Raw genomic sequence first — 20451 nt, 5'->3', positions numbered from 1 at the left:
AACCTCCTGATTTATCAATTTATAAACAGGGTAGACAGGTACGGGCTCAGCAGAATAGCAATCAGTGCCGCGCGAAGATCAATCTGTGCTGCTGGAGAACGGGCAAAAAAAACGCGGCCCGAAGGCCGCGTTGTCACATTCACGGTATTGCTTAGAACTGGTAAACCAGGCCTACAGCAACCACGTCGTCGGTATTGATACCGGCATTGTCGGTAAATGTGTTGTCGTCCAGCAAGTTGATTTTGTAGTCAACGTAGGTGGACATGTTTTTGTTGAAGTAGTAGGTCGCGCCCACATCAACATATTTCAGCAGATCCTGGTCGCCGTAACCGCCACCAATGTCCTTGCCTTTAGACTGCAGGTACGCCACGGAAGGACGCAGGCCGAAGTCGAACTGGTACTGTGCAACCACTTCGAAGTTCTGTGCCTTGTTCGCGTAACCGTACAGAGAGCTATTGCTGTTGCCGAAACGGGTAGCATTGTAAGACTGAGTATACATCGCTGCCAGATAGACGTTGTTGGCGTCGTATTTCAGACCACCGCTATAGCCTTCGGCCTTACTACCACGACCCAGAATAGAAGAGGTGCCGTTAGGGCCACCGTTCTGATCGTTGGTACGGTCAGCATTGAAGAACGCACCAGCAGCACTGATGCCATAGCCCAGATCGTAGGAAACGGACATACCGTAACCGTCACCGTTCTGGTTCAGGACATCACGACCATTGTTGCTTTCTTCACCGTTGCCGTTTTTACCCTGATACTGCAGAGCAAAGTGCAGGCCATCAACCAGACCGAAGAAGTTGTTGTTACGATACGTCACTACACCGTTGGTGCGTTGGAACAGGAAGTTGTCTGCACCATAGGTATCGCCACCGAACTCAGGCAACACGTCGGTCCATGCGCCGATGTCATACATCACACCGTAGTTACGGCCGTAATCCAATGAGCCGTAATCGCCGAATTTCAGACCAGCGAAGCCCACACGGGTGAAGGCATCATTTTCAGCTTCGGTTTTATTCAGCTGAACCTGATATTCCCACTCACCATAGCCGGTCAGCTGATCGTTGATCTGAGTTTCGCCACGCAGGCCAAAACGCATATAAGACTGATCGCCATCGGTTTTATCGTTGTCGGAAAAATAGTGAAGACCGTCGATTTTACCGAACAAATCCAGTTTATTGCCGTCTTTGTTGTAGATTTCTGCTGCACCTGCAGTGCCTGCCATCAACAGAGCTGGGACGATCAGGGAGAGTACTCGAAGTTTCATCGTTATTATCCTCTTAATTATGTCGAGCTACGGCCACTGCTCTTCTGAGCATTATTAGCGCGACTGTGAATCACCATTCTGGTAACAAGGGCTATATTAATCCAGAAAGAAAATGATACCAAGTATCCGATAGTGTTTCATACCAATATTTAAAGGTTTCAAAATGTAAATACTGGCGAACTTTAACAAAAACTTACCGACAAATAAAATTAAGCACCGAAAGATAAAAAAATAAATTAAACCTTATAAAACAATGAAATATACAAATCTTTATAAAAATAAAGATATCAGTACAAAAGTATCAAACAATAAGCACGTTGTGCCAAAAATCGCTTCAACGCCTGGCGCTATAATCACCCCGCTATCATCATTATTTTCATTATTACCTTCATTATCCGTATGATAATTTTTGTAGTTACGACCGGCCTCTGGCCGGTTTTTTTATACCCAAAACCAGCGCGCAAATCGTTCCAATAAAGCATTTTATGCACAAATTTAATCACAATGAGATATCATAAACATGATCAATCACCGCACTAATAGCTAAATAAATAATAAAAATACCGACCACTAATTAACCAGTGAATAATTTTCAGGCGCTCATCGTTTAAATAGCCCACAATCACATACAAAATAACAATGAATCCTGCATCAATTCCCTCGATAATATATTTGTTACTTTGAGAAACTATCTCACCCTCATCAGCAAGTGATCTAACACAGCACCTCCCCCCCTGATGGGTTACAGGGTTAACGCGAATCCTTTCGACCCCGATCACAGATTGTGATAAAAACAGGGGTTCATTTAAGCCACTATCCAGAGCCGATCCCGATACCGACATGACAGTCACTTGCAACGAACAAAGTAAGCCCGGTGTGCCCGAGCAGAATGCTACCCGCCTGGCCTTTTTTATCGCCGGACTGGCAATGGCCACCTGGGCGCCGCTGGTACCTTTTGCCAAAACGCGTATCGCGATAGATGACGGCTCATTAGGCCTGTTGCTGCTATGCATCGGGGTTGGCTCGCTCATGGCAATGCCGTTGACTGGGCTATTGACCGGCAAATTTGGCTGTCGACGCGTGATCCTGCTGGCGGGCATCGCCCTATGCATCGATCTGCCGCTGCTGGTGCTGATGGACTCCACCTTGGGGATGGCATTGGCATTGCTGCTGTTCGGTGCGGCGATAGGTATGATTGACGTAGCCATGAACATCCAGGCCGTGGTGGTCGAACGCGCCAGCCATCGTGCCATGATGTCCGGCTTTCACGGTTTCTTCAGCGTTGGTGGGATCGCCGGTGCGGGTGGAGTCAGCGCCCTGCTATGGCTGGGGCTAGGCCCGCTGCAAGCCACGCTGATCGCCGTCGTCGCCATTCTGGCTCTGCTGCTGATTGCCAGTAAAAACCTGCTGCGTGAGAGCGGCGGAGATAAAGAAGGCCCGATGTTCGTTCTGCCACGTGGCTGGGTGATGTTCATTGGCCTACTGTGTTTTATCATGTTCCTGGCGGAAGGCTCAATGCTCGACTGGAGCGCGTTGTACCTGACCACCATGCGCGGGATGGATCATAGCCAGGCAGGCTTGGGTTACGCCTTGTTCTCCATTGCCATGACGATCGGCAGGCTGAATGGCGACCGCGTGGTAAATGCCATGGGCAGATATCAGGTACTGTTGCTGGGTAGCCTGTGTGCGGCCATCGGCCTGGCATTGGCTATTACCATAGACAACGCCATAGCCTCTTTGATTGGTTTTATGCTGGTCGGCGTCGGGGCATCCAATGTGGTCCCTATTCTATTTAGCGCAGCTGGAAACCAACGCGTCATGCCTGCCAACCTGGCCATCGCTTCGGTCACCACGGTGGGCTATGCCGGTATTCTGGCCGGCCCGGCGGTGATCGGGTTAATCGCCCAGATCTCCAGCCTGACGTTTGCCCTGGCCTGTGTGGCGGCATTACTGCTGATCGTCACTGCCAGCGCCAAAGCGGTCACTCGCTAATTTCAGGAATGCGTAGCCATGTTGCAAGATAGACAACTGACCATTAACTCCCGCTACATCACACGCAGCTTCTGGCTGTTTATCGTGCTGCTGGCCATGGCCATTGGGTTGTACAGTTACAACTACACCAACGCCTACCTGACGGAGAAAAAGCATGCCGTCAGTACCATCGCCAATATGCTGCAAAAGCGCATCGACAGTTACCGCTTTCTGACCTACCAAATCTACGACAAATTTGGTAATACCGCGGCGCTTCCCGTTGAAACCCATCTGCAGGAAACCCGTCTGCGCCCGGATGTTTATTACGTTGAGAAGCCACGCAGCAAAACCGATGCGGTCATTTTTGGCAACCACGACAACGCCACGTTGGCTGCGGTTGCCAGTATTTCGGACTTCCTGGATAACCGTTGGGGAACCGAAACCGAAAACTATGCGATGTATTTTCTCAACGGGCAAGATAACAGCCTGAGCCTGGTGACAACCCAATCGCTGAAAGACCTGACCTCGCGGTTGAAAGAAAACTACCTGACCACGTCGGTATCGGACCGCCGCACCGAAATGCTACAACAGGCCAATATGCTGGACGAACGCGAGAGTTTTTCCGGCCTGCGCAAACAACGCTTCCAGAACGCCTACTCGTTTTCTATCCGCACGACCTTTAACCAGCCGGGGCATTTGGCCACGGTGGTCGCCTTCGACCTGCCGATTAACGATATCATTCCGCTTAACATGGCCCGCTCCAACTTCCTGTTGCTGCCCGATGAGCAAGAGATCGACGATAGTGTGGTGCCAAGCGAAACGGCAATCAACGCCCAGGCCGCCTTGAAAGGCAGTTGGGTTGAATTCAGTGTTTCATTGCCCAACTCGCCTCTGCAGCTGATTTACCGCGTCTCAGCTTTCAATCTGGCGATTGACCTGTTGCGCAATAACATCTGGCTACTGGCGATCAATCTGCTGTTGCTGGCGCTATCGATGGTGGGTATTTATTTCCTCCGCCAGCAATACATCCGCCCCAGCGAAAATATCGCCGCCGAGCTGGATCTCCAACGCTCGCTCAACCAGGAAATTGTCGCCAGCCTGCCTTGCGGGCTACTGGTCTATGACTTTGCCGATAACAGCGTGATTACCAGCAACAAGATCGCCGAGCACCTGATGCCACATCTTAGCCTGTCCAAAATCGCCCATATGGCGGAGCAGCATCATGGCGTGATCCAGGCGACGGTCAACAACGAAGTCTATGAGATCCGCATCTTCCGCAGTCAGCGAACGGCGGAAACCTATCTGTTCCTGCTCAACGATCAGGATAAAGAAGTGATGGTGAACAAACGGCTGCAACAGGCCCGCCGCGAATACGATAAAAACGTTCAGGCCCGTAAGTTGATGTTGCACAACCTGGGGATCGAGCTGAATCAGCCGGTGCGACAAATGCACGAACTGACCCGGAGCCTGTGCCAGCCATCAGATGTCGAGCAGCAACAGACATTGCTTAAACAACTCAACCTGGCTTCTGCATCGGTATTGGATCTGATCGACAATATCACCCTGCTCACCCGGCTGGAAACACAGGATTGGCAGCCGGTACGTCAACCATTCAATCCCTCTGCACTGCTGGATGAACTGCTGCTGGACGTGCTGCCAGCCATCAACCAGAAAGGGCTGGCGCTATTCAATCACGTTAATCTGGACGTCAACCAACAGTACATTGGCGATGCTGGCGCACTGCGCAAAATCCTTTCATTACTGCTGCGCTACGCCATCATCACCACCGCCTACGGCAAGATCACCCTGGTGGTAGAACAGGAAGCCGAACGCCCTGAACACCTGGTATTTCATATCAATGATACCGGCACCGGCATTTCCAATGAGGAAATCAGCAACCTGACCTACCCGTTCCTAAGCCAAACGCTGGTCGATCGCTTCGATCACGGCTCTGGGCTGACGTTTTTCCTGTGTAATCAGCTGTGCAAGAAACTCAATGGCCAGTTGGATATCCGCAGCAAAATCGATATCGGTACCCGCTATACCATTCGTGTCACTATGGAGCAGGAGAACACCGAGGAACAGGCGACAGAGAAATTACTCGATGGGGTAACGGCGCTGCTGGATATCACCTCCGACGAGATCCGTCGTATCGTGACTCAGCTACTGGTGGGCTATGGGGCCAACTGCATCGTGGCCGAGGAGCACCAAAACAGCCAGGATTATGATGTATTACTGACCGATAACCCGCAGCAGGCCGACGACTATACGTTACTGCTAACCAGCGATGAAGCGGGCTGGCAGCAGCTTGATAAAGGCTATATTCGCGTCAACTATAACCTGCACAATGCCATGATTGACGCGGTTCTGATCCTGATAGAACACCAGATGGCGGCACAAGAGCAGGAAGAAAACCCGGTAGGATCGCTGGCCGATAGCGCCCAAGTGTATGAAAAACAATTGAGATCAAGTGATTACTATGGTTTGTTTATTGATACAGTACCCGACGATATCAAAAAACTGTATACTGAGGCGGGCAGCAGTGATTTTGCAGCGCTGTCTCAAACTGCACACCGCCTGAAGGGCGTGTTTGCTATGTTAAATCTGCTTCCCGGAAAGCTTCTGTGTGAATCGTTAGAACAGCACATCGCGGACGGTGATGCGCTCAAGATCGAGAATAACATCAGTCAGATTGATTTTTTCGTCAGTAGACTGCTGCAGCAAGGTAGCCAACAACATGAATAACTTGAACGTAATTATTGCCGATGACCACCCTATCGTACTGTTTGGCATCCGGAAGTCACTTGAGCAAATTGAGTGGGTGAATGTCGTTGGGGAGTTCGAGGACTCTACAGCACTGATCAACAATCTGTCCAAGCTGGACGCCAACGTACTGATCACCGATCTTTCGATGCCGGGTGACAAATATGGCGACGGCATTACGCTGATAAAATATATCAAACGCCACTATCCGCAATTGTCGATCATCGTTCTGACCATGAACAACAATCCGGCCATTCTCAGCGCGGTGTTGGATCTGGACATCGAAGGCATCGTCCTGAAACAGGGTGCGCCCACCGATTTGCCAAAAGCGCTGGCCGCATTGCAGAAAGGCAAGAAATTCACGCCGGAGAGCGTCTCGAAGCTGTTGGAGAAAATCAGTGCCAGCGGTTACGGTGACAAACGTCTGTCTCCGAAAGAAAGTGAAGTGTTGCGTCTGTTCGCCGAAGGTTTCCTGGTGACCGAAATCGCCAAAAAACTGAACCGCAGCATCAAGACTATCAGTAGCCAGAAGAAATCAGCCATGATGAAACTGGGTGTTGATAACGATATCGCACTGCTCAACTATCTCTCCTCCGTCAGTATGACGCAGTTGGATAAAGACTAGTGTTCAACGGGTGCAGCATGCGGCCCCCCTGAAACAACATTGTTATCAATCTAAAGGGCGCTCTTAGGCGCCCTTTGGTATTTATGCAGTTTCAGACTCAGCCCTAAGCCGCCGTACCCGTTGACTGTAATAGCCAAGCGACTGCTCCAGCGTCTCTAGCGTGACCGGTTTCGACAGGCAGTTATCCATCCCGGCCTCAAGACAGCGCTGTTTCTCTTCTGCCAACGCATTAGCCGTCACGCCAATCACTGGAGCCGTGAAGTTCGACTGACGCAGGCAACGTGTCAATTCATAGCCATCCATGTTCGGCATATTGACGTCGGTCAGAACTATATCCACCGTATTGCGTTCCAATACGCTGAGCGCGTCGACACCATCATTGGCAGTGATCACCAGATAGCCCAACGATGCCAGTTGATCGGACAGTAAGCGCCGGTTAATCGGGTGATCGTCCACCACCAGCAGGCGAATATCCCCATTATCGGCACTATTGGTCTTAACCGGTAACGGCAGTTGCACCAATGCCTTGTCGCTTTCGGTAGCCACACCAAACAGCCGGTTCAACAGCAGGATGGCATCCCGTGGCGTAGAGGTACTATGCAGCCAGTAACCCGGATGCGTTTCCAATGACGGCCCGATGTGCGCGATGGAGAACTCAACCTGTGCCAACAGCGGGGTATCCACCTGCAAAGGATAATCGCTGAGCAGAACATCCCCTGTCGCGGTTTGCTGCCCCTCATAACGTAATACCGTGGCACCGTAGCCGCCAAGGATCGCCTGCAGATAACTTTCCAACCGCTGATTACGAATTTGCAGCCACAGGTTTTTGCCTTGCCAGGTATCGCTGGCCTGCGGCGTCGGGAACAACGCCCCAAACAGCGGAATACGAATGGTAAACAAGCTGCCGAGGCCAGGCTCGGACTCCACCGCGATATCACCGTCCATCAGGTTGATCAGTTTTTCACAAATCGCCAGCCCAAGCCCAGTACCCTGGAAATGGCGCTGTACCCCGCTGCCAACCTGGAAGAAAGGATCAAACAGGCGCAGAACTTCTTTTTCTGGAATACCAACGCCGGTATCGCGAACGCTGAACTCCAGATAGCTGTCACGGGTGCAGACTTGCAGGATGATACAGCCGGTATCGGTAAACTTGATGGCGTTATTCAATAGGTTAGACAATACCTGCTGCAAACGCACGGGATCGCCATTGATACGCTCAGGCACTCCTTGTTCAATAAAACAGTACAAACCGAGCCGCTTTTTCACCACCAGCGGCAAGTAGTTGCCCGCGATGTGGGTAATGACTTCCAGGCAAGAAAACTCACGGGGCTCTATCTTCAACTGCTCCGACTCAATCTTGGAGAAGTCCAGAATGTCGCTGATGATCTTCAGCAACAGCCCCGAGGAGTTGCTCATCGCATTGACCAGGCGATCGACCCCTTGTGGCAACGCCTTGGTCTGCAGCAGATCCAGGTTGCCGATGATCCCATACAGCGGCGTGCGCAGTTCATGGCTGACGGTGGCCAGGAACATCGATTTAGACTGGCTGGCCTGCTCCGCCGCCGCGGCCATTTCCTGCAGCGACTCTTCCATTTTGACGCGGGCGCTAACGTCAACCAGCACGCAGATCGCCACGTCCTCATTGCGGTAACGGGAATGAACAAAGCTGATTTGCAGGTTGTTGTTGTTACTGGTCATCACATCAACAAAGTTGACCTGCTGTTCGCAGATAATACGCGTAATGCGATCGCGATCCTCGTTGGTCAACAGGTTGATATAGTTATGTGCCAGTTCATTACTCAGGATGTTGGTACCATCACTGATGCGCAGAATGCAAATGCCCACCGGCGCCGACGCCACGATCTTGCGGTTGAACTGTTCATGCTCCTCCAACCGGAAGGCATTCTCCTCCGCAGGCAGGAACATCTTGCGTTCGAACAGCCACGCCAGGCTGAACAACACCACGGCCGACAGCAGGTTAAGCAGCACCGCATTGAGGATCAGCACCTTGAAGCGCTCCACCACGCTCTTCACCGGCAAGGAATACACGATGCTGAGCGACGAAGGCGGCAGCGCCTTCTTCATGATTAGATCCTGGTAACTGTCGACATAGCCAAAATAGGTGTGTTCCTGCGGATAAACATTGAGCGAAGAGGCGTAACGATCGCCATTGGCCAGTTGCAACACAGATTCGTTGTTCTCATCCAGCAGATTTACCCCCACCGGCAAGTTGCTGGTGGTGACAAAGTCCTCCAGGCGGATCGTCTGTTCAATCCCCAGCAACGCTTCCAGTTTGTTACCGACATAGACCGGCGTCATCACATACAGGTAACCTACATCAGGCCGCTGCTGGCTGGGGCTGATCCAATAAAGGTTATTGTCTTTCTCCGCGCTGTTGGCGGCGTTACGGTATTTAAGGATGCGCTCATGCAGCGCCTTGAGCACCTTTTGCCGGTCGGTGATGCCGCTGCTGCTACCGAATTCCGTCATGCACAGGCTATCACTGCCGATGAAAAACACTCGGTTCAGGTCATAGGCTGCGACAAAGTTTTCTTTCCAGTATTGGATCAGACCGTTTAACGAGGTGATCGCGTCACGGTAGTTGGAGTTCAGCGCGCAGTTGGATTCCGGGTACAGCGGCTTCATCTCCGGTTGGCTGTCTTTGCCATTCATCATGCCGGTGAACAGCTCGAGGCTCCCTACCGTGCCGTTGAGGCGGTTTTCCGCCATGTATTTGATGTCGCGTATGATATCCGCCGAATGGCGAATGTAGCCCTGTGCCTGGTCAAAGTTGAGATTGTATTCCTGCCTGATATCGGATTCTTTCTCATGCACGATATCCAGGATATAAAACGTGGTCAGCAGTGCGCCCAGCGACCACAGCATGAACGCCAGCACCCGAAACAGATAGCGGGAAATTTTTAACGTGGTACGGAAAGAGGCTAAGTATTTCAAGCAGGTACCATGCCAGAGTAAGGGGTGACGAGCATAATCATAGCAAAACAACGATCCCGTGCAGCATCGACAAGTGATTGCAGCAATTAAACCATACAACTGAAAAAGGGCCTAGCATCGCTGCCAAGCCCTTTTTTATCCACCCAGATTGTACGAGATCGCACTATTTAGGCGTTCTCGTCATCCAAATCGTCTGCGGTGCCGGTATCCTCATCACCCTCATCGAGTGGTGTGGTATCTTCTTCCGCTTCATCGCTACCTGGTTCAAGGCTATCAAGCTCTTCATCTTCAACCGGTTCAGCAACGCGCTGCAGGCCGACGACGTTCTCGTCTTCCGCAGTACGGATCAGAGTGACACCCTGAGTGTTACGGCCAACCACGCTGACTTCCGCGACACGGGTACGCACCAGCGTACCTGCATCGGTGATCATCATGATTTGATCGGTAGTTTCTACCTGCACAGCCCCAACAACCTGGCCATTACGCTCGCTGACCTTGATGGAGATAACCCCTTGGGTTGCACGCGATTTGGTCGGATATTCCGTTACCGCAGTACGCTTGCCGTAGCCGTTCTGCGTCACGGTCAGGATATCGCCTTCACCGCGTGGAACAATCAGCGAAACTACACGATCGCCTTCACCGAGGTTGATACCGCGTACGCCGGTAGCGGTACGGCCCATCGAGCGCACCTGCCCTTCTGGGAAGCGCACCACTTTACCGTTGGCGGAGAACAGCATCACTTCGTTGCTGCCGTCGGTCAGGTCAACACCAATCAGCTCGTCACCCTCGTTGAGGTTAACGGCGATGATGCCAGCACTGCGTGGGCGGCTGAACTCGGTCAATGCGGTTTTCTTCACGGTACCGCTGGCGGTAGCCATAAACACATGGCGCCCTTCTTCGTATTCACGCACCGGCAGAATGGCGGTGATACGTTCGTTGGCTTCCAGCGGCAACAGGTTGACGATCGGCCGGCCACGAGCACCACGGCTGGCTTCCGGCAGTTGATACACCTTCATCCAGTACAGGCGACCACGGCTGGAGAAGCACAGGATCGTGTCGTGGGTGTTGGCCACCAGCAGACGATCGATAAAGTCTTCTTCTTTAATACGGGCTGCTGACTTGCCTTTACCACCGCGACGCTGTGCTTCATAGTCGGTCAGAGGCTGATACTTCACGTAGCCCTGATGCGACAATGTCACGACCACATCTTCCTGGTTGATCAGGTCTTCGATGTTGATATCAGACGTGTTGGCGGTAATTTCGGTACGGCGTGCGTCACCGAACTGATCGCGCATGGCCACCAGTTCCTCACGGATCACTTCCATCAAGCGGTCTGGGTTTTCCAGAATAAAGATCAGCTCAGCGATGATGTTCAGCAGCTCTTTATACTCGTCCAGCAGCTTCTCGTGCTCCAGGCCGGTCAGTTTCTGCAAGCGCAGATCCAGGATCGCCTGAGCCTGTTGCTCGGTCAGGTAATATTTACCGTCACGGATACCGAACTCTGGCTCCAGCCACTCTGGGCGTGCAGCGTTGTCACCGGCGCGTTCCAACATCGCCCCGACGTTACCCAGATCCCAAGGTTGCGCGATTAACGCAATCTTCGCTTCTGCCGGAGTCGGCGCGCGGCGGATCAATTCGATAATCGGGTCGATGTTGGCCAACGCAATGGCTAACGCTTCCAGGATATGGGCGCGATCGCGGGCTTTACGCAGTTCGAAAATGGTACGGCGGGTCACCACTTCACGGCGGTGGCGCACAAATGCACGCAGAATATCTTTCAGGTTCAGCAACTTTGGCTGGCCCTGATGCAGTGCCACCATGTTGATACCGAAGGTGACCTGTAGCTGAGTCAGCGAATACAGGTTATTCAGCACCACTTCACCCACGGCGTCACGTTTGACTTCAATCACGATGCGCATACCGTCTTTATCAGACTCGTCACGCAGCGCGCTGATGCCTTCAACGCGTTTTTCTTTCACCAGCTCGGCAATTTTCTCGATCAGGCGCGCTTTGTTCACCTGATAAGGAATTTCATGCACGATGATGGTTTCGCGGCCGGTTTTAGCGTCCGCCTCTACCTCGGCACGGGCGCGGAGATACACTTTGCCACGGCCAGTACGGTAGGCTTCTTCAATACCACGACGGCCATTGATGATTGCCGCCGTCGGGAAGTCCGGGCCTGGGATGTGTTCCATCAGCCCTTCAATGCTGATGTCTTCATCCTCGATATAGGCCAGACAGCCATTGATAACTTCAGACAGGTTATGCGGCGGAATGTTGGTCGCCATACCTACGGCGATACCGGACGAGCCGTTGACCAGCAGGTTCGGGATCTTGGTTGGCATAACGGCCGGGATCTGCTCGGTACCGTCATAGTTTGGCACGAAGTCGACGGTCTCTTTTTCCAGATCCGCCAGCAGTTCGTGGGCGATTTTCGACATGCGCACTTCGGTATAACGCATTGCTGCGGCGGAGTCGCCGTCCACAGAACCGAAGTTACCCTGGCCGTCCACCAACATGTAACGCAACGAAAACGGTTGGGCCATACGGACGATCGTGTCATACACCGCGCTGTCACCATGCGGGTGATACTTACCGATCACGTCCCCAACGACACGGGCCGATTTCTTGTATGGTTTATTCCAGTCGTTACCCAGTACATTCATCGCGTACAGAACGCGGCGGTGCACCGGCTTCAGTCCATCACGAACATCTGGCAACGCACGGCCGACAATAACGGACATCGCGTAATCCAGATACGAGCTTTTCAGCTCTTCTTCGATATTTACCGGTGTGATTTCTCTGGCAAGGTCGCTCATGGAGCTGCTATCCCTCATACTGAATGATTCATCTGCCTTGGCGTAGTGCCAAAGGTGTAAAACTATATCACAAAGCGCGCTTTACGGGGAAATTACCGGCGCTGTTTCGCTGAAATGTGCTGCCCTGCGGGCGAAAAATGCCCCGGTAACAACAGCGCTGCGCCAAGCGTGCCGGAACATGTATAATCTGCACCATAAGAGAACCAGGAGCTAATAACGCCCATGAATGCTGAATCATCCCGTCACGCGCCAAACGTTGATCACCAGGAAATCGCCAAATTTGAAGCTGTCGCCTCGCGCTGGTGGGATCTGGAAGGTGAGTTCAAGCCGTTGCATCGGATCAATCCGCTGCGTCTGAATTATATCATGCAGCGCGCAGGAGGCATTTTTGACAAACAAGTGCTCGACGTTGGCTGTGGCGGCGGCATTCTGGCAGAGAGCATGGCGCGTGAAGGTGCGTTGGTAACCGGGCTGGATATGGGGGCAGAACCGCTCCAGGTGGCGCGACTGCATGCGCTGGAAAGCGGTATGCAGGTGACCTACGTGCAAGAAACGGTAGAAAGCCATGCGCAGGCTCATCCGCAACAGTATGACATCGTCACCTGTATGGAGATGCTCGAGCACGTCCCGGATCCGGCCTCCGTCGTGCGCGCCTGTGCACATCTGGTCAAGCCAGGCGGCCATGTGTTCTTCTCCACCATCAACCGCAATACCAAAGCCTGGCTGATGGCGGTCATCGGCGCTGAATACGTGCTCAAAATGGTGCCACAGGGCACCCATGATCATAAGAAGTTCATCCGCCCTTCTGAACTGATCGGTTGGGTCGACGGCACCGAGCTGCGTGAAAAACATATCATCGGCCTGCATTACAACCCGATCACCGACCATTTCAAGCTGGGCCGTAACGTGGATGTGAACTACATGGTCCATACCCAGCACCAAGGTTGAAACGGCCACAACGTACCGGCGGCGATGTTTCCGCCGCCGGTACGACTAAGCGTATAAGATAAATACCTATTTATCCGTTTTCGATCAAAAAAGCCGATCTAAACCGTTTTTAAGAATATAAAAGCAGATCAATATGCGGTTTTTTTCTAACGTTTAATAAAGCGGCAAACGATCGAGGTTTTCACAAAATCAGCAAAATCTCCTCGCGCTTATTGACAACCTTGTCACCCCAGATAGGGCGCGCACTAGGAACAATTGGTAACATTTCACCCCCAAGTTATCCACAAGATCGGCAGGTTTTGTTCACTTGCAAACCCACCGCTTTATCACTATCTTGTTACCTCACCGACATACACCCCCTATATATAGTGTTTACATACTGAGCAGAGCGACTACACTTTCTGCTTAGGGGAATCTCACGGACAGGTAAAAATGAACCAAAGCCTACTTGTAACTAAACGCGATGGCAGTAAAGAGCGCATCAACCTCGACAAAATCCACCGAGTCATCGACTGGGCCGCGGAAGGTTTAAACAACGTCTCGGTCTCTCAAGTAGAGTTACGTTCACATATTCAGTTTTATGACGGCATCAAAACCGCCGATATTCATGAAACCATCATCAAGGCCGCAGCCGATCTGATCTCCCGTGATGCACCGGACTATCAGTATCTGGCCGCTCGCCTCGCCATCTTCCATCTGCGGAAAAAAGCTTACGGCCAGTTTGAGCCACCGAAGCTGCTCGACCACGTCGCACGCATGGTGGAGATGGGCAAATACGATAAACATCTGCTGGAAGACTACACCACTGAAGAGTTCGAGCAGATGGACTCCTTTATCGATCACTGGCGTGATATGAACTTCTCCTACGCTGCCGTGAAGCAGTTGGAAGGTAAATATCTGGTGCAGAACCGCGTCAGCGGCGAGATTTACGAGAGCGCCCAGTTCCTGTATATCCTGGTAGCCGCGTGCCTGTTCTCCAACTACCCGCGCGCCACCCGTCTGGACTACGTAAAACGTTTCTATGACGCGATCTCCACCTTCAAGATTTCACTGCCTACGCCGATCATGTCTGGCGTGCGCACCCCAACCCGCCAATTCAGCTCTTGCGTGCTGATCGAGTGTGGTGACAGCCTGGATTCCATCAACGCCACCTCCAGCGCCATTGTGAAATACGTTTCACAGCGCGCCGGTATCGGTATCAATGCTGGCCGTATCCGTGCCCTGGGTAGCCCAATTCGTGGCGGTGAAGCCTTCCACACCGGCTGTATCCCGTTCTACAAACACTTCCAGACCGCGGTGAAATCCTGCTCTCAGGGCGGCGTACGTGGTGGTGCAGCGACGCTGTTCTACCCAATGTGGCATCTGGAAGTGGAAAGCCTGCTGGTACTGAAAAACAACCGAGGGGTTGAAGGCAACCGCGTCCGTCACATGGACTACGGCGTGCAGCTCAACCGCCTGATGTATCAGCGCCTGATCAAGAATGAAGACATCACCCTGTTCAGCCCGTCTGACGTTCCAGGGCTGTACGACGCATTCTTCGCCGATCAGGACGAGTTCGAGCGCCTGTATACCCTGTATGAGAAAGACAGCAGCATTCGTCAGCAACGAGTGAGAGCGGTAGAGCTGTTCTCACTGATGATGCAGGAACGTGCTTCTACTGGCCGTATCTACATCCAGAACGTCGATCACTGCAACACCCATAGCCCGTTCGATCCGCAGATCGCCCCGGTACGCCAGTCAAACCTGTGCCTGGAAATCGCTCTGCCGACCAAACCGCTGGATGACGTTAACGACGAAAACGGCGAAATCGCGCTGTGTACGCTGTCCGCATTCAACCTGGGTGCGATTGAAAGCCTGGACGATCTGGAAGAGCTGGCCACGCTGGCCGTACGTGCGCTCGACGCCCTGCTGGATTATCAGGATTACCCGATCAAAGCCGCTCACCGTGGCGCGATGGGCCGCCGTACCCTGGGTATCGGCGTGATCAACTTCGCCTATTACCTGGCGAAGAACGGCGTACGCTATTCCGACGGCAGCGCCAACAACCTGACCCACAGAACCTTCGAAGCGATCCAGTACTACCTGCTGAAGGCCTCGAACCGTCTGGCTCAGGAGCAAGGGGCTTGCCCGTGGTTCAATGAAACCACCTATGCGCAAGGCATCTTGCCAATCGATACTTACAAGAAAGATTTAGACGCGATCTGTAACGAACCGCTGCATTACGACTGGGAAAGCCTGCGTAAAGAGATCAAAGAGACCGGCCTGCGCAACTCAACGCTGTCTGCCTTGATGCCGTCGGAAACTTCGTCGCAGATCTCCAATGCCACCAACGGCATTGAGCCACCGCGCGGCCATATCAGTATCAAAGCGTCCAAAGACGGTATTCTGCGCCAGGTCGTTCCTGAGTATGAGCGTCTGAAAAACGACTACGAACTGCTGTGGGAATTACCGAATAACGACGGTTACCTGCAACTGGTTGGCCTGATGCAGAAATTTATCGATCAGTCGATCTCGGCAAACACCAACTATGACCCAACCCGTTTCCCGGGTGGCAAGGTGCCGATGAAGCAGTTGTTGAAAGACCTGCTCACCACCTACAAGTTCGGTGTCAAAACGCTGTATTATCAGAACACCCGCGACGGTGCAGATGATATCCAGGAAGACATGCAGCCTGCTCAGGGCGGCGATGACGACTGTGAAGGCGGCGCCTGCAAGATCTAACGTTTGATACAGCGGGCCGGAACTCTTCCGGCCCCTTTACTTTTCAGCTCGGCACTAATGGATCCAAGCTCATGGCTTACACTACTTTTTCTCAAAACAAAAACAACCAGTTGCTTGAGCCGATGTTCTTCGGCCAGTCGGTCAACGTGGCGCGTTTCGACCAGCAAAAACATGAAATCTTCGAAAAGCTGATCGAAAAGCAGCTCTCCTTCTTCTGGCGTCCGGAAGAGGTTGACGTCGCGCGCGATCGTATCGACTATCAAGCGCTGCCGGAACACGAGAAGCACATCTTCATCAGCAACCTGAAGTATCAGACGCTGCTGGATTCCATCCAGGGCCGTAGCCCTAACGTGGCGTTTCTGCCGCTGATCTCCATTCCGGAGCTGGAAACCTGGATCGAAACCTGGTCATTCTCAGAGACCATTCACTCGCGTTCCTACACCCATATCATTCGTAACATCGTTAACGATCCGTCGGTGGTGTTTGACGATATCGTCACCAACGAGGAGATCCTCAAGCGGGCAAAAGATATCTCCGGCTACTACGACGATCTGATCGAAATGACCAGTTACTATCATCTGCTCGGTGAAGGTACGCACCAGGTCAATGGTAAAACGGTGACCGTTAACCTGCGCGCCATCAAAAGGCAGCTGTATCTGTGCCTGATGAGCGTCAACGCGCTGGAGGCCATTCGTTTCTACGTTAGCTTTGCCTGTTCGTTTGCTTTCGCCGAGCGTGAGCTGATGGAAGGCAACGCCAAAATCATCAAGCTGATCGCCCGCGACGAAGCCCTGCACCTGACCGGTACGCAACATATCCTGAATCTGATGCGCTCAGGTGCCGATGACCCAGAGATGGCCGAAATCGCCATGGAATGCCAGCAAGAGTGCTATGACCTGTTCGTCCTGGCGGCACAGCAGGAGAAAGAGTGGGCCGAGTATCTGTTCCGCGACGGCTCCATGATTGGCCTGAACAAAGACATCCTGTGCCAGTATGTGGAATACATTACCAATATCCGCATGCAGGCCGTTGGCCTGGGCTCACCGTTCCCTACCCGCTCCAACCCAATCCCATGGATCAACGCCTGGCTGGTGTCGGATAACGTGCAGGTGGCTCCGCAGGAAGTGGAAGTCAGCTCTTACCTGGTCGGCCAGATTGACTCTGAAGTCAACGCCGACGACCTGAGTGATTTCGAGCTGTAAGTGGCTGCACCAACCATCACGCTGCGTGCCACCGGTACGCAGCTCTCCTGCCCCGAAGGTGAGAAATGCCTGCTCGACGTGCTGGAACTGCATGAGGTGGAGGTGGAATACCAATGCCGCTCCGGCTATTGCGGTGCCTGCCGAGTGAAATTACTGAAGGGTGAGGTCGCTTACCACCAGCAGCCGTTGGCATTTATCAATCATGGCGAGATCCTGCCCTGCTGCTGCATGCCCGCCATGGATATCGAGCTGGAAATCTAACTCAATAAAATAATCATCAAACACTGAATACCCTAAGAATTTCAAGTTGCAGCTAGGCGGCAAGGGGGTAAACACCCGCAGCCAACAACGCTGCAGCTTGAAAGGCGACCGGTATCAATGCCCAACACGAAGAGTCTCAAACACCCGCAAAGCGTGTAACAAGCGAATACCCCTTATATTGTTATGATCCATAAGGGATATCTCACCGCCATGAACGAGTTTCTACTCGATAATTTCCACAATTTCCAGCCAGCCGTTTTTGCCGCAAACCTGGCCGCCATTCAGCCAACGGCGCAGCATATCCAGCGCCAGCATCGCGACCGACTCCTGGCGTAAACGCAGGCCATGACGTGAAGCACGATAGCTCACCGTCTGGCCAATACCGCCTTTTGGCGTATGCAGGGCAACACTGACACGATCCCCTGCCATGGCGCTAACCGCCAACGCCAACTGCGCACCGGTGAGCTGCGCCAAAGACTGGGCACGCGCCAGCACTGTTGCCAATGCCTCGGAGCAATGCGCAGGTAGCAGTTCGCCACCGGCCAGCGGGGCAGCTTCGCTCTGCAACTGCAGGTTGATTAGGCCGGCGGTAAATTGCTCGCTCAGCGCCAGCGTCAAGTTCTGCTGCTGTAAGCGTTGCGTCAGCTCTGCCGGTAGCCCAGCCGTTCCTTCAAAAATCGTATTGTCACCCGCAACCTGCCGCACTCGCTGCCAGGCTTGTTCCATCGCGGCACGCTGAACCTGTGGGCCAGTCAACTTCAATTCAATAATCGGACTGGAAGAGCGATAGCCCAGTACGACGCCCGTCGGCAAAGGCATGCCGTCCAGTTCAGCGGCCAAGTCGCTTTCCGAAGTCCCGAAGGTGGTAAGGCGAAGGCACAATGGCGGCTCAGGCAGAGTAAAGCTCTGTCGCAGACGTGGCAGGATCTGCTCTTCTACCATCACTTTAAATTCGGAAGGCACGCCCGGCGTAAAGAACATCCGGCACTTATTCAGCGTTAAGGTGAAGCCGCAGGCGGTACCTACACGGTTATCCAGCATTTCCGCATTAGCCGGGATCTGCGCCTGTTTACGGTTTGAAGCCGCCATTGGGCGGCCACGTTCCGCAAAGTAGGCCTCCATACGGGCGATCCATTCAGGATGTTCGACCAATTCGGTATCACAAGCCTTGGCCGCTGCCAACGCACTGAGATCGTCGCTGGTTGGCCCCAGACCGCCGTTGACGATCAGCACGTCGGCAATATGGCTACGCTCCTGCAGGATTTCGATCAGCGAAGAAAGGCTATCCCCCACCGTTTCGCGCCCGCTCATCGGTAAGCCTTGCTGGAACAGGTAATCTGCCAGCCAGGCGGCGTTGGTATCAATAATTTGCCCATGCAGCACCTCATCACCGGTACTGAGCATCTCCACCCTTAACATTGATCTCTCCCTTATGTTCAGATCCCTCCACTATAGAAGCCCGTAAACAACTTTTCACTACGCAGCGAACGATATTGCTGTCTAAAGGCATTTTTTATTACCGCCGCCCTCCCACTCACAACCGTAAATTTAAATGTACACCAGACGTAACGTCGGTTTGACACAAAATCGGCAATCAACTATTCTGCCGCACTAAAAATAGGCCCCCTAAAACGCCTATAAATCATCCAATAGCAGAGAAAAACGTGAAGAATCGTACGCTGGGCAGTGTTTTTATCGTGGCAGGCACCACCATTGGTGCGGGGATGCTGGCTATGCCCCTGGCGGCAGCGGGCGTAGGTTTTGGCGTAACGCTGGCATTGCTGGTCGGGCTGTGGTTATTGATGTGCTATACCGCGCTGTTGCTGGTCGAAGTTTATCAGCATGAGCAGGCGGACACCGGCCTGGGAACGCTGGCCAAACGCTATCTGGGCGGTGGTGGCCAGTGGCTTACCAGTTTCAGCATGATGTTCTTGATGTATGCGCTGACCGCTGCCTATATCAGCGGCGCTGGCGAACTGCTGGCTGTCAGCATCAGCCAGTGGACTTCTCAGGACTTCCCGACTTACCTCGGCGTACTGCTGTTCACCTTGGTCGCAGGGGGGATCGTCTGCATCGGCACCCATTCGGTAGATCTGTTCAACCGTATTCTGTTTACCGCCAAGTCAATTTTCCTGATCGTCATGCTAGGTCTGATGATGCCGCACATCCAGCAAACCAACCTGCTGACGCTCCCGCTGGAACAGGGGCTGGCGCTCTCGGCAATCCCAGTGATCTTCACTTCGTTTGGTTTCCACGGCAGCGTACCCAGCATCGTCAACTATATGGGCGGTAACATCCGCAAGCTGCGTTGGATCTTCATCATCGGCAGTGCCATCCCGTTAGTGGCTTATATCTTCTGGCAGTTGGCGACGCTGGGCAGCATCAGTTCCACCACCTTTGTCGGTATTCTGGCACAACAGGCCGGGTTGAACGGTTTACTGCAAGCGGTACGCGACGTGGTCGCCTCGCCTCATGTCGAGCTGGCGGTACACCTGTTTGCCGATTTGGCACTGGCAACGTCGTTCCTGGGGGTTTCGCTCGGGTTGTTCGACTTCCTGGCCGATCTGTTCAAACGCCGGGATAACGTGCGGGGCCGCTTGCAGACCGGTGCCATCACCTTCCTGCCGCCATTGGCATTCGCCCTGTTCTATCCGCGCGGTTTTGTGCTGGCACTCGGGTTCGCGGCAATCGCGCTGTCCGTGCTTGCTCTGTTGCTGCCTTCATTGCTGGTCTGGAAAACTCGTCGTCGGCATCAGGCCAGCTATCGAGTCTGGGGCGGGACACCAGCGTTGGCGTTGGTGTTTGTCTGTGGGGTGGCAGTGATCGCCATTCAGATCAGCATCGCCAGCGGTCTGTTACCGGCCATCGGCTAACATAAAAAAATGGGCGCAGCCTATGCGGCGCCCGTTGAAAATCAGG

The 20451-nt window shown here is 53.1% G+C and carries 13 protein-coding genes; 8 read left to right on the top strand and 5 right to left on the bottom strand.

The features are described from left to right. Positions 1-151: 151 nt before the first annotated feature. Positions 152-1267 (bottom strand): porin OmpC, encoded by a 1116-nt coding sequence (gene ompC, locus ACKWMY_RS16990; RefSeq protein WP_409486645.1) that lies wholly within the window; start codon positions 1265-1267, stop codon positions 152-154. 536 nt (positions 1268-1803) lie between these two features. Then, on the bottom strand, positions 1804-2109 hold the full coding sequence (locus ACKWMY_RS16985; protein ID WP_074028101.1) for a hypothetical protein: 306 nt from the start codon (positions 2107-2109) through the stop codon (positions 1804-1806). Between ACKWMY_RS16985 and ACKWMY_RS16980 the strand changes: the two genes are divergently transcribed. The 3 genes from ACKWMY_RS16980 to rcsB are packed head-to-tail and all read left to right on the top strand — an operon-like array spanning position 2108 to position 6626. Then, positions 2108-3259 (top strand): MFS transporter, encoded by a 1152-nt coding sequence (locus ACKWMY_RS16980; RefSeq protein WP_211136573.1) that lies wholly within the window; start codon positions 2108-2110, stop codon positions 3257-3259. The genes ACKWMY_RS16985 and ACKWMY_RS16980 overlap by 2 nt on opposite strands. 21 nt (positions 3260-3280) lie before the next feature. After that, entirely contained in the window at positions 3281-5983 is a 2703-nt protein-coding gene (gene rcsD, locus ACKWMY_RS16975; protein ID WP_409486684.1) for a phosphotransferase RcsD, read from the top strand. After that, positions 5976-6626, top strand: a complete 651-nt coding sequence (rcsB, locus tag ACKWMY_RS16970) for a response regulator transcription factor RcsB (RefSeq protein WP_021178490.1) — start codon at positions 5976-5978, stop codon at positions 6624-6626. Before rcsD ends, rcsB begins: the two co-directional genes overlap by 8 nt. 81 nt (positions 6627-6707) lie before the next feature. Here rcsB and rcsC read toward each other — a convergent pair whose 3' ends face one another. After that, on the bottom strand, positions 6708-9581 hold the full coding sequence (rcsC, locus tag ACKWMY_RS16965; protein ID WP_409486644.1) for a two-component system sensor histidine kinase RcsC: 2874 nt from the start codon (positions 9579-9581) through the stop codon (positions 6708-6710). Between the two features lie 167 nt (positions 9582-9748). Further along, positions 9749-12400 (bottom strand): DNA topoisomerase (ATP-hydrolyzing) subunit A, encoded by a 2652-nt coding sequence (gene gyrA / locus ACKWMY_RS16960; RefSeq protein WP_024529616.1) that lies wholly within the window; start codon positions 12398-12400, stop codon positions 9749-9751. Between the two features lie 222 nt (positions 12401-12622). On the opposite strand from gyrA, the gene ubiG reads away from it, so the two are divergent. The 4 genes from ubiG (at position 12623) to yfaE (ending at position 17532) form a co-directional block, all read left to right on the top strand. Next, positions 12623-13348, top strand: coding sequence for a bifunctional 2-polyprenyl-6-hydroxyphenol methylase/3-demethylubiquinol 3-O-methyltransferase UbiG (gene ubiG / locus ACKWMY_RS16955; protein WP_021178493.1), 726 nt, complete (start codon positions 12623-12625; stop codon positions 13346-13348). Between the two features lie 432 nt (positions 13349-13780). Then, positions 13781-16069 (top strand): class 1a ribonucleoside-diphosphate reductase subunit alpha, encoded by a 2289-nt coding sequence (nrdA, locus tag ACKWMY_RS16950; RefSeq protein ID WP_065683116.1) that lies wholly within the window; start codon positions 13781-13783, stop codon positions 16067-16069. A 71-nt stretch (positions 16070-16140) separates the two neighbouring features. Next, entirely contained in the window at positions 16141-17271 is a 1131-nt protein-coding gene (nrdB, locus tag ACKWMY_RS16945; protein WP_409486643.1) for a class Ia ribonucleoside-diphosphate reductase subunit beta, read from the top strand. Beyond that, positions 17272-17532 carry a class I ribonucleotide reductase maintenance protein YfaE gene (yfaE, locus tag ACKWMY_RS16940; RefSeq protein WP_021805960.1) on the top strand — a complete coding sequence of 87 codons (261 nt, stop codon included), beginning with the start codon at positions 17272-17274 and terminating at the stop codon, positions 17530-17532. It begins immediately after the preceding gene. Between the two features lie 222 nt (positions 17533-17754). Here yfaE and ACKWMY_RS16935 read toward each other — a convergent pair whose 3' ends face one another. After that, positions 17755-18951 carry a nicotinamide mononucleotide deamidase-related protein YfaY gene (locus ACKWMY_RS16935; RefSeq protein WP_409486642.1) on the bottom strand — a complete coding sequence of 399 codons (1197 nt, stop codon included), beginning with the start codon at positions 18949-18951 and terminating at the stop codon, positions 17755-17757. Positions 18952-19196: 245 nt separating this feature from the next. On the opposite strand from ACKWMY_RS16935, the gene tyrP reads away from it, so the two are divergent. Continuing rightward, the gene (gene tyrP / locus ACKWMY_RS16930; protein ID WP_372513694.1) at positions 19197-20405 is read left to right on the top strand and encodes a tyrosine transporter TyrP; all 1209 of its coding nucleotides are present in this window, start codon (positions 19197-19199) and stop codon (positions 20403-20405) included. Positions 20406-20451 lie beyond the last annotated feature (46 nt).

It is taken from the genome of Serratia sp. J2 (assembly GCF_046269175.1).
Taxonomy (GTDB): Bacteria; Pseudomonadota; Gammaproteobacteria; order Enterobacterales; family Enterobacteriaceae; genus Chania; species Chania fonticola_C.
This window is presented reverse-complemented; position numbering and strand designations above follow the sequence as displayed.

Excerpts from the sequence above, each read along its gene's own strand:
- ompC (WP_409486645.1), bottom strand. The coding sequence starts at position 1,267 with ATGAAACTTCGAGTACTCTCCCTGATCGTCCCAGCTCTGTTGATGGCA.
- ACKWMY_RS16980 (WP_211136573.1), top strand. The coding sequence starts at position 2,108 with ATGACAGTCACTTGCAACGAACAAAGTAAGCCCGGTGTGCCCGAGCAG.
- ACKWMY_RS16985 (WP_074028101.1), bottom strand. The coding sequence starts at position 2,109 with ATGTCGGTATCGGGATCGGCTCTGGATAGTGGCTTAAATGAACCCCTG.
- rcsB (WP_021178490.1), top strand. The coding sequence starts at position 5,976 with ATGAATAACTTGAACGTAATTATTGCCGATGACCACCCTATCGTACTG.
- gyrA (WP_024529616.1), bottom strand. The coding sequence starts at position 12,400 with ATGAGCGACCTTGCCAGAGAAATCACACCGGTAAATATCGAAGAAGAG.
- ubiG (WP_021178493.1), top strand. The coding sequence starts at position 12,623 with ATGAATGCTGAATCATCCCGTCACGCGCCAAACGTTGATCACCAGGAA.
- nrdA (WP_065683116.1), top strand. The coding sequence starts at position 13,781 with ATGAACCAAAGCCTACTTGTAACTAAACGCGATGGCAGTAAAGAGCGC.
- nrdB (WP_409486643.1), top strand. The coding sequence starts at position 16,141 with ATGGCTTACACTACTTTTTCTCAAAACAAAAACAACCAGTTGCTTGAG.
- ACKWMY_RS16935 (WP_409486642.1), bottom strand. The coding sequence starts at position 18,951 with ATGTTAAGGGTGGAGATGCTCAGTACCGGTGATGAGGTGCTGCATGGG.